This is a genomic window from Kitasatospora sp. NPDC001175, from assembly GCF_053598215.1.
In genome coordinates this window covers 16,241-32,136 of sequence record NZ_JBSFJU010000004.1, presented here as the reverse complement: position 1 = coordinate 32,136, position 15,896 = coordinate 16,241, and the positions used below count along the sequence as shown (strand labels likewise).

Sequence of the window (15,896 nt, the reverse complement as noted above, 5' to 3'; positions counted from 1 at the left end):
GGCGTCATCCCTTCGTTGAATTCGTCGAGTTCGCGTAGTTCGCTCGGCTCGCCAAGTTCGTTGCGGAGGAGAGCAACTCGACCTGGCCGTCGAACTGCCACAGCGGGTTCGGCGCGTCCCCGGTCGGGGTGTGCACCAGGAAGTAGCCGTTCACTTCCTTCGGTCCGTCGCCGTCGGCCGTCAGCCGTCCGTCCGAGGCGACGTCGAGCTGGTAGATCGCCGTCCCCGGCGCGGCCGTACCGGGCAGGTGCCAGGTGACGACGCAGCGCCAGTCGTTGCCCGGCCCCACCGGGTCGACCTGGCCGTCACCCCGCTCGCACTCCGCCGTGACCTGCAGCTGTGCCTCAGTGACGGCAGGGCGGTGCAGTTGCTCGGTCTGCAGCCGGTACAGGTGCGCGAACACGGTGGCGACCGACTGCTGCACCTTCGCCTGCGAAATCCCCGAGCCCGTCGAGGGCGTGGCCACGGCGATCGCCACGAAGGTCAGCGCGAGCAGCCCGGCCGGCGGCAGCACCCCGAAGACGAGCGCGCGGCGCCCCACGCCGTCCTCGTTGCCATTGGTGAAGTCCCGCCGCACGAAGAGCAGGTAGGCCGCAGCGGTCGCCACCACGACCCACACCAGGCTGACCACGATGGAAATCAGCAACTCATCGAGCTGCACGGGGCTGGCGAACAGCCCGTTCCAGGAGACGAAGGCGTAGCCGGGCAGCGCGAGGCGCAGCGCCACCGGCAGCGGCAGCGTCTGCGCGAGCTGCATCGCGACCGCCGCCAACGCGGGGACGAGCAGCCCCATCGGCGAGCGCCCCAGGATGACGGAGCCGAGCAGCCCGATCGCCGCGAGCGCCAGCGTGGGCGCCAGCGCGCACCCCCACGCCGGCAGCACGCTCCCGGCCGCGTCCGACGGCGACAGCGGGTGGCCGTCGACGCCGACCAGCGGCCTGTTCCCGACCGCGGCCAGCCCGCCCACCGTGCTCGCGCCCACCAACCCGGCCACCAGCAGCACGATCACGGTTCCGCTCGCCAGTGCCTTCGCCACGAAGATCCGCCGCGGCGAGCGGACCATCACCAGCAGGTGCCGCCAGGTCCCGAGCCGGTCCTCGGCGGCGAACACGTCGCCCGCGACCACGGAGGTCAGCAGCGGCAGCGCCCACGAGCCCGAGAACCCCAGCACCACCAGCGGGCCGGCCCAGCCCGTGGCGTGCATCCAACGGCCGAACAGCGTGTCGGACGGCAGCGTCCCCTGCTGGGCCACCGCGGCCACGAACAGCCCCGGCAGGGTCCAACAGGCCAGCATCAGCAGCCGGATCCGCCACTGCGAGACGAGCTTGACCACCTCGAAGCGGTACACGCGGCTCACCGGCACCCGGCGCGCCTCGGGTGCGACGCCGGCACCGGCCACCGCGCCCGGGGCCATGGCCGTGCTCATCGCTCACCTTCCTGCTGCTGTTCGGTCAGGGCGAGGAATGCGGCCTCCAACGGCGGGACCACGGGCGCGACTTCGCGCACCCGCACGCCCGCGTGCACCAGCGCGGCCACCAACTCCTCGACGGCCGGTGCCGAGGCGCGCACGACCAGTGCCTCGTTCCCACGCCGCGTCCCGGCTTCCGCCACGACCCGCGCCCCCGCAGCTTCGGCGGCCACCCGCCGCGCGGTCCGCGGATCGGAGGTGAGCAGGCGGTGCTCGAGCTCGCGGTTCTCGGCCGCCAGTTTCTCCAGCGGGCCGGAGAACCGGACGCGCCCGGTCGCGAGGATCGTGACCTCGTCGCACAGCGCCTGGAGGTCGTCCATGCGGTGGCTGGACAGCACGACCGTCACCCCGTCGGCCGCGAGCCGTTGCAACGCCCGGTGCACATGCTGCTTGCCCGCCGGGTCCAGACCGTTGGAAGGCTCGTCGAGCACCAGCAGCCGCGGATCCGTGAGCAGCGCCGCGGCCAGCCCGAGCCGCTGCCGCATCCCCAGCGAGAACCCCCGCACCCGGTCGTCGGCGACCTCGGTCAGCCCGACCTCGGCCAACACCTCGTCGATCCGCCCCGCCCGCGTGTCCTTCCCGTGCAGCGCCGCCAGCGCGGCCAGGTTCTTCCGCGCGGTCAGCGACGGGTACAACCCGGGCCCGTCCACGAATCCGGCCACTCCGTGCGGCGCCGCCAGGGCCCGCCCGACCGGTCTGCCCAACACCTCCAACTCGCCGCCGTCGGCGACGGCCAGCCCGAGCAGCAGCCCGAGCAGCGTCGTCTTCCCGGCACCGTTCGGTCCGGCCAGCCCGTGGATCCGCCCGGGCGCCAGGTCCAGATCAACACCGTCGAGCGCCACGACGCCACCGAAGCACTTCGTCAATCCACGTACGCGTGCGGCAAGTTGTGTGTCGCCCATGGCCCCTTCTCGCAATCCCCTCAGGAAACGTAGGGCGTTGACTGGGCGCCGTCAGGAGCGCTCGGTTGAACACCGATGAAACAGCAGACGGTCGAGTCTTTGGCGACGTGCGGCTGGTACTGCCGTTGCTTCTCTGGGAGTGGCAGGACGGGTGGAAGCGGTTCACCTGGTCACCAACACCTGGGCTCCGGGCGCGTTGTCACCCGCTGCTCAGGGGTGCGTCCGCGCCCCTCGGCGAGCCGTCCGAGGGCGGGGACCGGTCTGCACCGCGCCCGCGGCAGCCCGGACGGGGTACGCCCGGCCGCTCCCGCGGACCGTGTGCGGCCCGGCGTGGAGGTGCGCGGACGGTCCTGCAATCTCGCTCTCCGGGGTCGGTCCGGCCGGTGCCCCACCGAGGAGGTGTCTTGCCTCAATCCCCTTGGGATTCCTGCTGATCCAACGTCCGTGCTGTGGAATCATCATCTCGATGGTCAGCGTGGTGGGACGGAGCCAACGGACGCAAAGGGGCCGCGGTGGGAGATGTTCACGAACGGAGTGTGGGGCCGTTCCGCATCGTGAAGCGGCTGGGAGTCGGCGGCATGGGTGAGGTGCTGCTGGGGCTGGCCGAGGACGGGACGCTCGCCGCCGTGAAGACGATCCGGCCGGCCCTGCTGCACAGTCCTGCGGTGCGGGACCGTTTCCGGCGTGAGATCGAAGCCGTCCGCTCCGTCGAGAGCCCCTGTGTCGCTCAGCTGCTCGACGGCTCGGCAGAGGACGAAGTCCCGTGGATGGCAACCGAGTTCGTACCCGGTCCGACGCTCGACCACGCGGTCGCCGTGTGCGGTCCGCTGCCCGTCGCCGTCGTCGCGGGGCTCGGGGTGCATCTGGCGTCGGCGCTGCTCACCGTGCACACCCGGGGGCTGCTGCACCGTGATCTCAAGCCGAGCAATGTTCTGTTGTCCTCCACCGGCCCCAAGCTCATCGACTTCGGCATCGCCCGCGCCATGGACATGGATGCGCTCACCGCCACCGGAACGGTACTCGGCACCCTCGGGTTCATGGCACCCGAGCAGGTGGTGAACGCCCGGCAGGTCGTCCCGGCCTCCGACGTGTTCTCCCTGGGCGCGGTCCTGGTGTACGCCGCCACCGGGTCGGGCCCCTACGGGGACGCCCCGCCCCACGTGCTGCTGCACCGGATGGCCAATGCCGGGACCGATCTGAGCGCGGTCCCGCCCGAGTTGCACGAGATCACGGCGGCCTGCCTGCGCCCGGCGGCCGACGACCGGCCCACACCGGCCGAACTGATAGTGGCGCTGGAGCGCATCGGATCCTTTGCGGGGTGGCCGACGGAGATCTACCGGCTCATCGAGGAGAGCCGGTCCTCGGCGCAGGCCGCGGCTCTGGCCCCGGTGCGGGCCGGGGCCGACGACAGACGGGCGGACGCCTCGGCGGACACCGAGGCCGCAGGGCCGCGGCGCAGGCGGATCATCACGATCGCGGGCGCCAGCGCCTTCGTTCTCTTAGCCGGCCTGGCGGCCGCGATTCACTTCGGGAGCGGCGCCGGGCCCGCCGCCTCGGGACCCGCCGCGAGCCCGCCCCCGGCCGCCACGGTCACCGGGGTGACCGAGTCCGGCGGACCAGGCCACAACGGGGTTTTCCCCACGTCGAGAACGGGGCTGCCGAGCGGATTCCACCCGTGGTCCGGCTATCTGGCCGACCAGCCGACCGGGTGCTCCCTCGGCGCGGGGACCCTGATATGCCGCCTGGTGGACGGCAGCCTCCAGGCCATCGATACCGCCAACGGCCGGCAACGCTGGCGCGTCGACCTCCCGGCGGATCCGAGCCTGCTGGACCAGCCGACGACTGCGGACGGTCTGCGGCTCATACCCGGAGACGGTGACGACCCGGCGATCAACGGCGACCGCGTCGCCAGTAAGGACAACGCCGGAGCCCTCCGCATCCAGGACCTCGCCAGCGGGCGGATCCTGTCGACGACGTCCTTCGGCAAGGACGTCCACCTCGCCGCCGAACCGCTCGCGGACGGGAACCGGCTCTTCCTGTCGCTGTGCCACAGGCACAGCGACGGCTTCGGCTGTGACTACACGCTCAACGAGTCGAGCTTCGACGGCAAGCAGGCCCCGTGGAGTCACCAACTGGGCAGCAGTGGCCCGAGTATCGCCACGCTCCACAACGTATACGGCCCCTGGGCTGCGACCGGCCGCACCGTCTACGCCCCCACCACCTCCGGGCTCTCCTCCTTCGACGAGGACAGCGGCGCGCCGACCGGGGCGCTGTCGAACAACTGCGACTCGTTGGCCGTACCAGGTCCCACCGTGCTGTGCCGGGTCGCGGACGGAGGTCTGGTGCGGGCCGAAGCCAGGAGCCTCGCCAAGCCGAACGACCTCGGCGGGCTCAATCCGCGGCTTCAGGACCGGAGCACGCGGGTCACCGCCGCCGACGATACCGTGATCATCGCGCAGAGTCCGTCCGACGGTTCCATGATGGCCATCGACGCCGCCACCGGCACGCTGCGCTGGCGGATCGTCGTCGACCAGCCGCACGGCGGCCAGAACCTGCTGTATCCGACCGCAGCCTCGGCCATCCTCCTCGACGCGAAGGCTGTCACCATGACCGACACCCGACTGCTGATGGTCCCGGTGGCCCCGGGCGACGCAACAGCGCCCACGACGCCCACCACGCTCCCCCTGGCGAAGCCCTCCGGATCGCCGGGTCCGCACGCGGCCATCTCGTCCTTCGTCGAGTACCAGCACCCGCGGCTGCTCGCCCTGGGCGGGGTGCTGCTCGCCGTCGGCGGCGATGGAGCACTCCACGCCTTCACCACCCAGGGATGACCGCTCGTCACAAGAAGGAGCCCGCTGTGCTGGACGAACTGTCCCCGGACAACCGGCGCCGGATCGGACCGTACATGACCCTCGCACGGCTGGGAGCGGGAGGCATGGGAGAGGTCTTCCTGGCCCGTCGTCCCGAGGTGGCGGGCCAGAACAGCCTCGTCGCCGTGAAGACACTGCACCCGGACCTGACACGGAAACCTGAGCTCAGAGCCAGATTTCAGCGGGAGATCGCCGCCGTGGGCGCGGTGTCCGGCACCTTCCTGGCCTCATTGCTGGCCTGTGACGCGGGCGCCGAGCCGCCTTGGCTGGCCACCGAGTTCATACCCGGCCCGACGCTCGCCGAGGCGGTGGACGCGGCCGGTCCCCTGTCCGAGGAGACGGTCCGGGCTCTCGGTGTCGATCTGGCCACGGCACTGCGTGCCGTCCATGCGCGGCGATTGCTGCACCGCGACATCAAGCCCGGCAACGTGCTGCTGTCGTCCGGCGGTCCGCGGCTGATCGACTTCGGTATCGCCAAGGCCCTGGAAGGCATCGAGCTGACCACGGCAGGTCAGGTGATAGGAACCCCTGGATACATGTCACCCGAGCACCTCGACACCGGGACGGAGATGAGCTCCGCTTCGGATGTCTTCTGCCTCGCCTCGGTGCTCGCCTACGCCTCGTGCGGGCGGGGGCCCTTCGACGGCGGTCAGACGGAATCGGTGCTCTACCGCATCAGCCGGGCCGAAGCCGACCTGTCCGGGGTGCCTGGTGGTCTGCGCGACGTACTCGCCGAGTGCTTACGGCTGCGCGCGGAGGACCGACCGGACCTCGCCCAACTGATCGGGCTGCTCGATCCGGGCTCCGCGCCGTATGCCTGGCCTTCGGCTGTCGCGGCCCTGTGCGAGCGCTACGAGCAGGACGCCACCCGCCTCGCGGCCCTACCTCTGCCGCCCTTCAGCGACTTCTCCGGTACCCGTCCCCCGGATCGGGCCCCGATCGGCAAGCGGTCGGGCCGGAGCAAGGGCACCATGACGGGCCTGGCGGTGTTCGGGCTGGCGCTGGGCGTGCTCGGGGCACTGCTCGTCCCGCGGTTGATGCCCGGCCACCACGCCGCGTCCCCTTCCACCTCCGCCTCCCCCTCCGCCTCCGCCTCCGCTTCCGCCTCCGGCAAGCCTGTGCCCACTGCCGGCAGTTCCGGTCAGGCCGCCACCAAAGTGGCGCAGCCGTCCGCCATGGCAGGGGCGGACGCCGGAGCCAGCGGCGACTTCGGCTCCGCGGCGCTCACCGTATCGGCACTCCGGACCAACTGGGCTCCGTGGCACCGGGATCTGGGCTACCGCCTGGGCGGCTGCGCGCTGGGGGACGGTCTGTACGTGTGCTCACGGTACGACGGCGGGCTGGTGGCGCTCGACGCCGACAACGGCGTCACCAGCTGGAGCCTCGACCCCCGGGTTCCGTTGAACGGCCGACTGGGGGACGCGGCGGTAGGTGCCCCGGCCCTGGCCGACGGCATCGCGTACACGACCGACGGCACCTACACCCGCGCGGTCCGGCTACGCGACCACTCGATCCTGTGGGAGAAGCAGGCCGAGGGCGGGCAGATCGCCGTCAGCGTGCTGCCGGTCGGCAAGACCCTCGTCACCTATCTCGTCAGCGCCGACAGCCCGCAGATCGGCGGCAGCGGGACGACGAACACGAGCGCGCTGCGCGCGAATGCCGCCGACGGCGGACAGGAGTTGTGGACGACGTCGCTGAAATCCGCGGGCACCACGCCGATCGCGCTCGACGACCGGCTGTATGCGATGTCGGACCAGCACCTGGTGATGCTGGAGACACAACACGGCGCGGTGACCGCCTCGGCCCCCGCCGCGTGCTCCGTGCTCCACGGCAACGGGCAGTGGGTGATCTGCGCCGATACCGGAGCGGGCAAGGTCGAGTCCTTCGGCGCCCAGCACCTGGACGGCGGACGGATGCTGTTGGACAGTGCCGGACAGTACCTGGCGCTGGGAAGGAGTGGCCTGCTGATCGCCGACGGGATGAATCCGGGCGCGTACACAGCCGTGGACCTCGCCACTGGCCGAACGGTCTGGAGCTACCAGCTCCCGGCCGAACAGACCAGCAAGGCCACCGCTCTGCTGCTGGCCGGCAGCAAGGTCATCGACCTGACAGTCGCCTCTCCCGGAATCATCGACCTTTCGCAAGGAACGAGCGCAAGCCCGAAACCCGAAGAAGGTCCGCAGGGTTGGCCCGGCTCGCGCAACGACGGGGGCGTCTCTGCGGGCCAGCCCTCGGCTGTCCTGGCCGACGGCCTGCTGTATGCCGGATTCGCCGACGGGACGGTCCTGTCCGGCTACGCACCGCAGTGATGCACGGACCGGCCCGCCGGAGCAGTGCCGTACCTCGGAGGCGTCAGCTGAGCAACGTGCTGCCGCCTCCGCTGCCGCCCAGCTCCGGCAGGGACGCCTGCTCCCCCGTGAAGTGCCGCTGTCCGGAGATGCGCAGCGTCACCGTGCCCCCGAGAACCAGCCGGTCCTTCTCACCGAACGCCACCCGCTCGCCCGGTTCGAGCCGCCGCTCGACAGTGGAGCCACCGCGCAGCAGCACCGTGCCGTTCCCCGAACCGAGGTCCACCGCGTAAACCTGCGGATTGCCCGACGAGTCCTCCAACGAGACGGTCAGATGAGTCCGGCTCACCCGCTTCACGCCGAGCGGGGGACGCAACTCATCCGCCCCCAGGTTGATGCCGTGGCTCAGCGTGCCGCGACCGAGTTGCACCGCATCGCCCAGACTGACCGGGAAGCGCATGAACTCGCCGGCCGACAACCCGCCCGGCAGATCCGCGGCCATCGCGTCCGAGACGACGAACATCCGGGTGACGCCGCGGGGCCCCAACTCCTCCAACAACGCGCCGCAGTCACAGACGGCACGACCGCTGCGGCTGACGGAGGGCCAGTCCAGCAGCCTGTCCGGCCACCTCATCGCTTTGTCACAGCCGCGCGCCGTGCACCGCCAGTGGCTCCGCAGGATGCGCACGTGCTCGCGGTTCTTGGGGTCGAGGCGCTGCACGTGCTTGAGTTCCTTGTACTCGATCGCCTGGGACACCTTGTGCGCGGGTACCGCCTGGATACCACTCGGGCGCAGCCGCACCCGGGCGTGGCCGGCCTTGCTGCCGACGTCGGTGCTCCAGGAGAGGAAGCGCTCCGGCTGCTGTTCGATCCATGGTTCAGAGCGCCGCAGGTCGACGAACTGGTCCGCACTGACCACGTACCAGCCCCGCTCCCGCGCCAGCCGCAGGAACTCAGGATCCGCATGGGGCACGAACCGCACCTCACGCGCACCTTTTGCCCCGGCCTCCCGCTGCAGCTGCCGAAGCCGGCGACTGTCCTCCGGCAGGAGGGATCTCAGCAACGAGTCGTCCGCGACCAACCCCAGCGGGGCACCCGCGCCGTACTGCTCCCGCCATGCGTCGAGAACCAGGAACAGCCGCCTCAACAGCGGGAAGTGGCGTCCGAGCGGGGGCAGGTGCTCGGACCAGCACACATTGGAGACGTCAACGACGGCGCCAGGCGATCCCGTGCCCGGAGTCACTGGCCGCCGCCCTTCCTCGCCGAAGGCCGTAGGCCACGGGCCTCACCCGCACGGAGCTCCATGCCGCCGGACGTTCGCTTCTCCGCCATGGCCTACCCCCAACTCCCTTATAGCGCACGGCTCCACGCATCGAGTGGGATCGTAGCGGGTCGAGCTCTGGTCACGTGAAGACTTTCCGCACACGGCCATCGGGCTGCACTACCGGATGCGACACCTTCCCCCCATCCCCATGCGTGTCCGACGGCCGCGGACCCACCGCCGCCCGAACCGGCACCGAAGTCCTCATGCTGGCCACAGGTAGCCCCCTCCACGCGGCACGGCCGCCACCACGAACCACTGCTCCGCGCGGCTGCGCCAGCCTGCCGCGGTGGTCCGGCGGACGCAACCCACCCTGCCCGGAGAATCGCGGTGCGGGCGAGGGCGAGCAGGTCGGCGGGGGTCAGTTGGGCCAGGGTGGCGCTCGCGTGGGTGAGCAGGTCGGCGGCCGGAACTGGCACGAGCACGCCGGCGTCGCCCTGGCCGACACCGCCGCCGTCCGGCGACTCACCGGCCGCCCGCCGCGAGCCGTCTGGGTCCACCTGCTCCCAGGGCACGTGCAGCCCCTGGCCGGCATGGTCGACCAGGACGTCGACGCGGCCGAAGTGCTCCGGCTGGCGACACTTCAGTTGTCGTTGCCGGCGCGCAGCCAGGTGATGTAGTCGGCGGCGGCTCGTTCGGTGTCGTACTCGGGGTGGTAGCCGGTGTCTTCCTTCAGGCGGCTGATGTCGAGGACGAGGTGCGGCGTGGCGCCTCCGGTGGGGAGGTCGACCTGGGCGTCGGGGACCGAATTCTTGATCGCTTGGCTGATCTGGGCGTTGGTGGTGGCCCGGCCGGAACCGACGTTGTAGGTGCGGTAGTTCAGCTTGTCCGCGAGTTGGAGGAGGGCGATCGCCCGCCCGGTGTCCTTCACGTAGGTCAGGTCGAGCCCGTCCTCGGCGAACGCCGGGTGGACGAGGTGGGACAGGTCCGGGGCGGCGCCGCGCGCGGCGGAGTGGATGAGGGCGGGCGCGGCGAAGAACGGGTCGGGGTGGCCGAGCGGCCCCCAGGTGCCGGAGATGCGGTAGTTGACGATGTCGAGGCCCGTGGTGTCGGCGAGGAACCCGCTCAGCATTTCGCCGACCTTCTTGAAGGTGGGGATGGAGCCGGGTGCGGTCATCGACAGCGGGGCGTCCTCGCGCAGCGGTCCGTCGCCGGCGGCGCCGAGGTAGACGCCGATCGTGCTGGCGATGCCGAGGCGCCGTACGCCCCACTCCTGTGCCGCCTCCGCGACGTTCAGCAGCCCGCCGAGCGCCTGCCGGGTCGCCTCGACGGGCGCGTCGGGGACGGGCGGCCAGGGGTAGGAGCCGGCCAGGTGGACGATGCCGGTGATGTCGTGGCGGCGGCCGACGGCGAGGAGGGCGTCGCGGTCGGTGGTGTCCGCCTGCTCGACCATCACCCGTGTTCCGTCGAGTACGGGCGGGAGTTCACTGGCGCGGCGCTGGACCACGACGCAGTCTTCACCCAGGTTGAGCAGGGCGCGCACGGTGTGGGATCCGATGAAGCCGCAGCCTCCGGTGACGAGGATCATCTCGAGTCCTTACGCATGTCCGTATCGGTCGTTGGCGGTGGGGGCGGTTCTTCACTTGCTCCGCAGGGTCCCGAGCGGCTCGAGGTCCTGCGCCAGCGAGGCGGCCGCCGCCTTCCAGCCGGCGTCGTCGCCCTGGAGGGCGCTGCGCAGGAAGGCCGTGGTGAGCTGCTGGATCAGGGCCACGCGCGCCGGGTTCTCGTCGGTGGTCTCGGCGACCTCGTGGCCGGGGATGCCGCCGAGCGAGTGCTCGGCCCCGAACAGCGTGAGCAGGCTCTTGCAGCCGGGGCTGTAGGTGTAGGGGTCGGTGAACCAGTCCGGTCCGCGGGTGGACAGGTGGGACTGGTCGTTGTCGCCGGCGACGATGAGGGCCGGGGTGGTCATGGTGTCGAACGAGGGCTTCATGAAGGGGAAGTGCTCGGCGGCGAACGGGGTCAGGTCATCGCCCAGGCCGGTCAGCGCCAGTAGCACCCCTGCTTTGACGCGGGGGTCGGACATGTCCTCGCCGGGTGCGCCGTCGGCGTCGAGGACGCGTGCGCCCAGCAGGGCGCTCACGCTCTGGGCTCCCCAGGAGTGGCCGGCCACCGCGATGCGGCTCGGGTCGATGCGGCCGGCGAGGCCGGGGACGGCCGCCTCCAGGACGTGGAGTTCGTCCAGTACGCGCGTGATGTCCTCGATGCGGTAGCGCCAGATCCGCGGGGTGCGGGGGTCCTCGGCGGGGATGGCGAGCGTCCGGGAGTCCAGGTGGGTCGGCTGGACGACCACGAAGCCGTGGGCGGCCCAGTGGTCGGCCAGCGGGGCGTAGCCGTTCATCGACCAGCCGAAGCCGTGCGAGAAGACGACGACGGGCAGATCGCGGCCGGTCGCGGGGGCGGACACGCGGACCTGGAGGTCCTCGCCGCGGCCACCCGAAGCGGGCAGGACGACCGGCTTCACGGACACCACCGAGGTGGGGCCGCCCGCGGGATTCTGCGCGTTCACGGTGCTGGAGTCAGACATGAGAGGGCCTTCCGATCGGTGTCTTCGATGCTTCGGCTGGTGGGGTTCTGCGGTTGGCGGTGCCGCGGGGCCGGCCGGGAGGGGAGCGGGCAGCGTGCTTGTCACGCGCGGCATCCATGCCCGGGTGTTCTTCCAGCTCTCCGGCGGGGCGCGGAGGCGACGGCCTGGCGGCCGGTCCCCCGGGTCTGGCATCATGAATGAAACGGAACCTTGTTCCACATACGATACGGAACACTGTTCCGCTTTACAAGACCAGTCGTCGAAGGAGTGCCCCGGTGAACGAGAGCAGTCCGCGCCAGGGCAGTTCGGCCGCCTCCAAGCGCAAGGACGCCCGCCGCAATCAGCAGACCCTGCTGGACGCCGCCGCCGCAGTCTTCGTCACCTCGGGCGTGGACGCCCCGGTACGCGAGATCGCCGCCAAGGCCGGCGTCGGGCTGGGCACGTTCTACCGCCACTTCCCCACGCGGGCCGACCTCGTCATCGCCGTCTACCGCCACCAGGTCGACACCTGCGCCGAAGCGTGCCCGGCCCTGCTGACGGCCGGCCCGACACCCTTCGCCGCCCTCGAACGCTGGATCGACCTCTTCGTCGACTTCCTCGTCACCAAACACGGCCTGGCCGCCGCGATGCAGGCGGACAGCACCGGCTTCGAGGCGCTGCACGCCTACTTCCTCGACCGCCTCGTGCCGGTGTGCACCCAGCTCCTCGACGCCGCAGCCGCCGCCGGCGAGATCCGCCCCGGCCTCGACGCCTACCACCTCATGCGCGGCATCGGAAACCTCTGCATCGGCACCGACAGCGACCCCCGCTACGACGCACGCCGACTGATCGCACTCCTCCTCACGGGACTGCGCCAGCCGCACCGAACCTGACGCCCGCAAATGACGGAGCCTCGCACAACGGTCCTCCGTCCGAGCGAGATCACTCGGCGGCCGGGAAGGTCCTCGGACCTGGGATCGGTTCGCAGGACTTGTTCTCGGCTCCCGGCCGGCCGCCACTCTCAACGGGCGCCCCCTGCACGGCGAATGCGGTCACGCCTCCCGAGTGACGGCGAAAGGTGTCCGATCGCCGCGGAACCGGACGGCGTACCAGTAGCCCTCCTGGCAGTACGTGCCACTGCTGTCCTCGAAGTTCACCGTGAACCCCCCTGCCCGCTCGGCCACCAGAGCGGTGGCTGTCACCGCCTCCAGGAAGTGGGTCTTCTCCTCCTCGGGCTCACCGCCCTCCGCCCCCCAGCCCCAGAGGAACTCGGCGCCGGCCTGGCGGAGGGCGGCGAAGTCCGCCAGCACTTCGCGGGCACGCGGCAGCAGTTCGGCGACGGCCTGCAGGTCGGCACCGTCGAAGCCCACGGTCAGCTCCTGGTCCGCGGCTGACACGGTGACGTACCGCTGGCGGACCAGCCGCTCGGTCAGCCACCCCAGCAGGTCGTCGGTCACCCACTCGCCGACGCCAGGACGGTCGATGTCGCGGTCGCCGTCGCCGAGGCCGAGGCTGTACACGGACGGACGATCCCCGCCGGCCCGCCGCATGAACAGGCCGCGCCCACCGCTGTCGTCGCCTATGAGCACCCAGTCCGGCTGGTACTCGCCCACCTCGTAGGTCTCGTTGCGTTCGGGAAGGTCCTGCGGGCCGTAGACCACCACACCGTCGGGGAACTGGAGCCCGGGCGTGCAGCGCCACAGCCGCGTCAGCACGGGAACGGGTCCTTCGAGATCGGGTGCCATGGCCAGGAGTCTGGCATCGGCCGCCGACAGCCAGCCGGCGCAGCGCCACCCTGCGAGGCCTCCCCGCCCCACGGGTTCCGCCACCCCCTTCGGCCACCCCCTTCGGCCACCACCACCGCCGCCGAGCCCGGAGTAGCCGAGGGCCGGCTTCGCGGGGCGTTCGCGGCGGCTGCGGGGTGCGGAGGAGCGGGCGGGCATGTGACCTGCGGTAGTGAACGCGTTCGCGACGACCTCGTGACCCCCGTCCTCATACTCTGGTCGGCGTAAAAGTGTTCCTCGGCGCCGCAGCCACGCCGGGATTCGCTGGCTGAGTTCGGGTTGAGATCACCCCTCAACCTGTGGGCATGCCGATCTGGTCGCGTTCGAGGACCGAGCGCAGTTCTGCGAGGACCTGGCCGGCGGCGGAGATGAGGGCTGGCGTGAGCTGGTCCGTGATCAGCTCGGTCAGTCGTTCGGTGACGGTGTCTTCAGCCTCGTCCGCCAGTTGCCGGCCGGCGTCGGTCAGGGCCAGCAGTGACGACCGGCGGTCCGACGGGTTCGGTTGCCGGGCGACCCATCCCTGCTTCTCCAGGCGGTCGACTCCCTTGCTGGTCGCCCCGATGCCGATGGCGAACTCGGCGGCCAGGTCCGCCACTCGGGCAGCGGGGTGGTCACGGAGGTAGCGCAGGAACTCGAACTGTGAGGTGGCGATCCCGTGCCGGGTGCGAAGACGGTCGTTGAGGGCGTTGTACAGCCGCGTCTCGCACCGCACGAGGTCGGAGAAGAAGGCTTGGAGGTCGACGTCGCGAGATTTAGATGCCACGGCATATAGTGTAGTGGAAGCTACTTTCGACGGGGGCAGAACCATGAGCAGGGAACAGCGCGCGAAGGTCGACACGATCCTGCGGCAGCCGCGACCCGAGGGCCCGCAGCCGGTCGAGGCGATCCGGGCCGGGTTCAGGGCGATGATGGCCCAGATGATCATCCCGGACGACATCCGCACCACGGAGACGGCACTCGGCGACCGGCCGGCGGTGCTCGTCGAACCGGTCGACGGCCCGCGCAGTGGCACGATCCTGTACTTCCACGGCGGCGCCTACGTCTTCGGCTCACCGCAGACCGCGCTGTCGCTGACGGGCAACCTGGTGGCCAGGACCGGGTTCAGGTCCTTGTCGGTGGACTACCGACTCGCCCCGGAGCACCCGTTCCCGGCCGCGATCGACGATGCGCTCAGCGCCTACCGCGCGCTCCTGGACAGCGGCGAAGACCCCGCAGCGATCGCGTTCGCCGGGGACTCCGCCGGCGGCGGCCTCACCGTCACCACCTGCCTCGCCGCCCGCGACGCCGGCCTGCCGCTTCCCGCCGCGATCGTTGCCTTCTCCCCCAGCCTCGACGCCACCCGCACGGGCGAGAGCATGGACACCAAGGAGGGCATCGACCCGATCTTCACCCGCGACAGCCTGGCCCACACCGGCGCCATGTACCTCGCGGGACAGGATCCGCACCAGTACCTGCTCAGCCCTGCCGTCCTCGCCGACGCTTCCGGCTTCCCGCCGATGCTCCTCCAGGCGGGCACCAACGAGGTGCTTCTGGACGACTCCACCCGCATGGCCGCCCGCGCCCGCGCAGCCGGAGTCGACGTGATCCTCGACATCACCGCCGACGTCCCACACGTGTTTCAAGCCTTTGCCGGGGTCCTCGACGAGGCCGACCAGGCACTGGACCGCGCCGCCCTCTTCCTCACCCAGCAGCTTGCGCCCCCGACAGCGCGATGACGCGGGTCGGTGCAGCCTGAAGACGCGGGACTGCGGCGAATCGGCCCGCTGCTTCACGGCTGGTGATCCTTGGCCTCCTTCGGCCAAGGATCACCAGCGCGTTTGCCGCGCCTGTCTCTGCTCGACCCCTAGGGGCCGATGGGTTCTCAGCTCTTGCCGTGGGCTTCGATCGAGAGCGGCTCCCAGATGCGCCAGGTCTCCAGTCGTGCCCGGTACTCGGCGGCGGCGGTGGCGAGTGGTCCGTCGCCGAGGAACACCCGCAGCGGCGGCTCGGCCGCGTCGACGAGTCGGAGCACGGCGGCCCGGGTGGCCGCCGGGTCACCGAGCTTTCCGTGGCGCCGCCGCCTGGCCTGCTGAACGTGTGTCAGGAGATCGGCGTATGCCGGGTGGGGCGTCGCGGTGTGCACGGACGGGCCGCCGAAGTCGGTGGCGTACGCGGCGGGTTCGATCAGCGTGACCTTGATGCCGAACGGTTCGACCTCCTGGGCCAGCGACTGACTGAGGCCTTCCAGGGCCCATTTCGAGGCCGCGTACATACCGGTGTTGGGGAAGGCGCAGACGCCGCTGATGGAGCTGACCTGCAGGATGTGGCCCGAGCGCTGCTCGCGCAGGATGGGCAGTGCTGCCTGCGTCACCCAGAGCGCGCCGAACAGGTTGGTGTCCAGCTGGTCGCGTGCCTCCTGTTCGCTGATCTCCTCGATCATGCCGAACTGCCCGTAGCCGGCGTTGTTGACGACGACGTCGAGCCGGCCGAAGTACTCGCGGGCCGCCCGCACGGCCGCGAAGGCGGCGGCGCGGTCGGTGACGTCGAGCCGCTGCGGGAGGACCAAGGCGCCGTACGCCGTGACGAGGTCGGCGAGGGCGGCGGTGTCACGGGCTGTGGCGGCCACCTGGTCGCCGCGTTCGAGGGCGGCGGTCGCCCACTCGCGCCCGAAGCCTCGTGCGGCACCGGTGATGAACCAGGTCTTGCTCATGTGCGCTCCAGTACGGATGGTGTGCCGGCCCGGGCAGGACTGTGCCGGTGTCCGGCGGTACGGATGGGTGG

General features: G+C 71.1%; 13 protein-coding genes. 5 read left to right on the top strand and 8 right to left on the bottom strand.

Annotation, left to right across the window (positions count from 1 at the left end; genetic code table 11):
* Positions 1–4 precede the first annotated feature (4 nt).
* Together ACWDAK_RS04530 and ACWDAK_RS04525 are read right to left on the bottom strand one after the other, a co-directional pair.
* Positions 5–1,426: an ABC transporter permease gene (locus ACWDAK_RS04530; protein ID WP_425557517.1), complete on the bottom strand. Its 1,422-nt coding sequence runs from the start codon at positions 1,424–1,426 to the stop codon at positions 5–7.
* Positions 1,423–2,370 carry an ABC transporter ATP-binding protein gene (locus ACWDAK_RS04525; protein ID WP_427393076.1) on the bottom strand — a complete coding sequence of 316 codons (948 nt, stop codon included), beginning with the start codon at positions 2,368–2,370 and terminating at the stop codon, positions 1,423–1,425. The genes ACWDAK_RS04530 and ACWDAK_RS04525 overlap by 4 nt, the downstream gene beginning before the upstream one ends.
* 554 nt (positions 2,371–2,924) lie before the next feature.
* Between ACWDAK_RS04525 and ACWDAK_RS04520 the strand changes: the two genes are divergently transcribed.
* Together ACWDAK_RS04520 and ACWDAK_RS04515 are read left to right on the top strand one after the other, a co-directional pair.
* Positions 2,925–5,201: a protein kinase domain-containing protein gene (locus ACWDAK_RS04520; protein ID WP_427393075.1), complete on the top strand. Its 2,277-nt coding sequence runs from the start codon at positions 2,925–2,927 to the stop codon at positions 5,199–5,201.
* The gene (locus ACWDAK_RS04515) at positions 5,198–7,549 is read left to right on the top strand and encodes a protein kinase domain-containing protein (protein ID WP_427393074.1); all 2,352 of its coding nucleotides are present in this window, start codon (positions 5,198–5,200) and stop codon (positions 7,547–7,549) included. The genes ACWDAK_RS04520 and ACWDAK_RS04515 overlap by 4 nt, the downstream gene beginning before the upstream one ends.
* Positions 7,550–7,592: 43 nt before the next feature.
* Here ACWDAK_RS04515 and ACWDAK_RS04510 read toward each other — a convergent pair whose 3' ends face one another.
* Complete coding sequence (locus ACWDAK_RS04510) at positions 7,593–8,501, bottom strand: FHA domain-containing protein (RefSeq protein WP_344634481.1); 909 nt, start codon at positions 8,499–8,501, stop codon at positions 7,593–7,595.
* A 734-nt stretch (positions 8,502–9,235) separates the two neighbouring features.
* Here ACWDAK_RS04510 and ACWDAK_RS04505 point away from each other — a divergent pair.
* Positions 9,236–9,469: a hypothetical protein gene (locus ACWDAK_RS04505; RefSeq protein ID WP_427393073.1), complete on the top strand. Its 234-nt coding sequence runs from the start codon at positions 9,236–9,238 to the stop codon at positions 9,467–9,469.
* Here ACWDAK_RS04505 and ACWDAK_RS04500 read toward each other — a convergent pair.
* Complete coding sequence (locus ACWDAK_RS04500) at positions 9,433–10,377, bottom strand: NAD-dependent epimerase/dehydratase family protein (protein ID WP_344634483.1); 945 nt, start codon at positions 10,375–10,377, stop codon at positions 9,433–9,435. The genes ACWDAK_RS04505 and ACWDAK_RS04500 overlap by 37 nt on opposite strands.
* Positions 10,378–10,428: 51 nt before the next feature.
* A complete protein-coding gene (locus ACWDAK_RS04495; RefSeq protein ID WP_344634484.1) occupies positions 10,429–11,373 on the bottom strand; it encodes an alpha/beta hydrolase family protein in 945 nt (314 codons plus the stop codon).
* 275 nt (positions 11,374–11,648) lie between these two features.
* On the opposite strand from ACWDAK_RS04495, the gene ACWDAK_RS04490 reads away from it, so the two are divergent.
* Positions 11,649–12,245 (top strand): TetR/AcrR family transcriptional regulator, encoded by a 597-nt coding sequence (locus ACWDAK_RS04490; protein WP_427393072.1) that lies wholly within the window; start codon positions 11,649–11,651, stop codon positions 12,243–12,245.
* A gap of 159 nt (positions 12,246–12,404) precedes the next feature.
* On the opposite strand, the gene ACWDAK_RS04485 is transcribed toward ACWDAK_RS04490, so the two are convergent.
* Together ACWDAK_RS04485 and ACWDAK_RS04480 are read right to left on the bottom strand one after the other, a co-directional pair.
* On the bottom strand, positions 12,405–13,097 hold the full coding sequence (locus ACWDAK_RS04485; protein ID WP_344634486.1) for a hypothetical protein: 693 nt from the start codon (positions 13,095–13,097) through the stop codon (positions 12,405–12,407).
* A 331-nt stretch (positions 13,098–13,428) separates the two neighbouring features.
* Positions 13,429–13,899: a MarR family winged helix-turn-helix transcriptional regulator gene (locus ACWDAK_RS04480; protein ID WP_427393071.1), complete on the bottom strand. Its 471-nt coding sequence runs from the start codon at positions 13,897–13,899 to the stop codon at positions 13,429–13,431.
* Between the two features lie 43 nt (positions 13,900–13,942).
* Here ACWDAK_RS04480 and ACWDAK_RS04475 point away from each other — a divergent pair, with 43 nt between their 5' ends.
* Positions 13,943–14,851 carry an alpha/beta hydrolase gene (locus tag ACWDAK_RS04475; protein ID WP_427393070.1) on the top strand — a complete coding sequence of 303 codons (909 nt, stop codon included), beginning with the start codon at positions 13,943–13,945 and terminating at the stop codon, positions 14,849–14,851.
* 146 nt (positions 14,852–14,997) lie between these two features.
* Here ACWDAK_RS04475 and ACWDAK_RS04470 read toward each other — a convergent pair whose 3' ends face one another.
* Positions 14,998–15,825: an SDR family NAD(P)-dependent oxidoreductase gene (locus tag ACWDAK_RS04470; RefSeq protein WP_427393069.1), complete on the bottom strand. Its 828-nt coding sequence runs from the start codon at positions 15,823–15,825 to the stop codon at positions 14,998–15,000.
* Positions 15,826–15,896 lie beyond the last annotated feature (71 nt).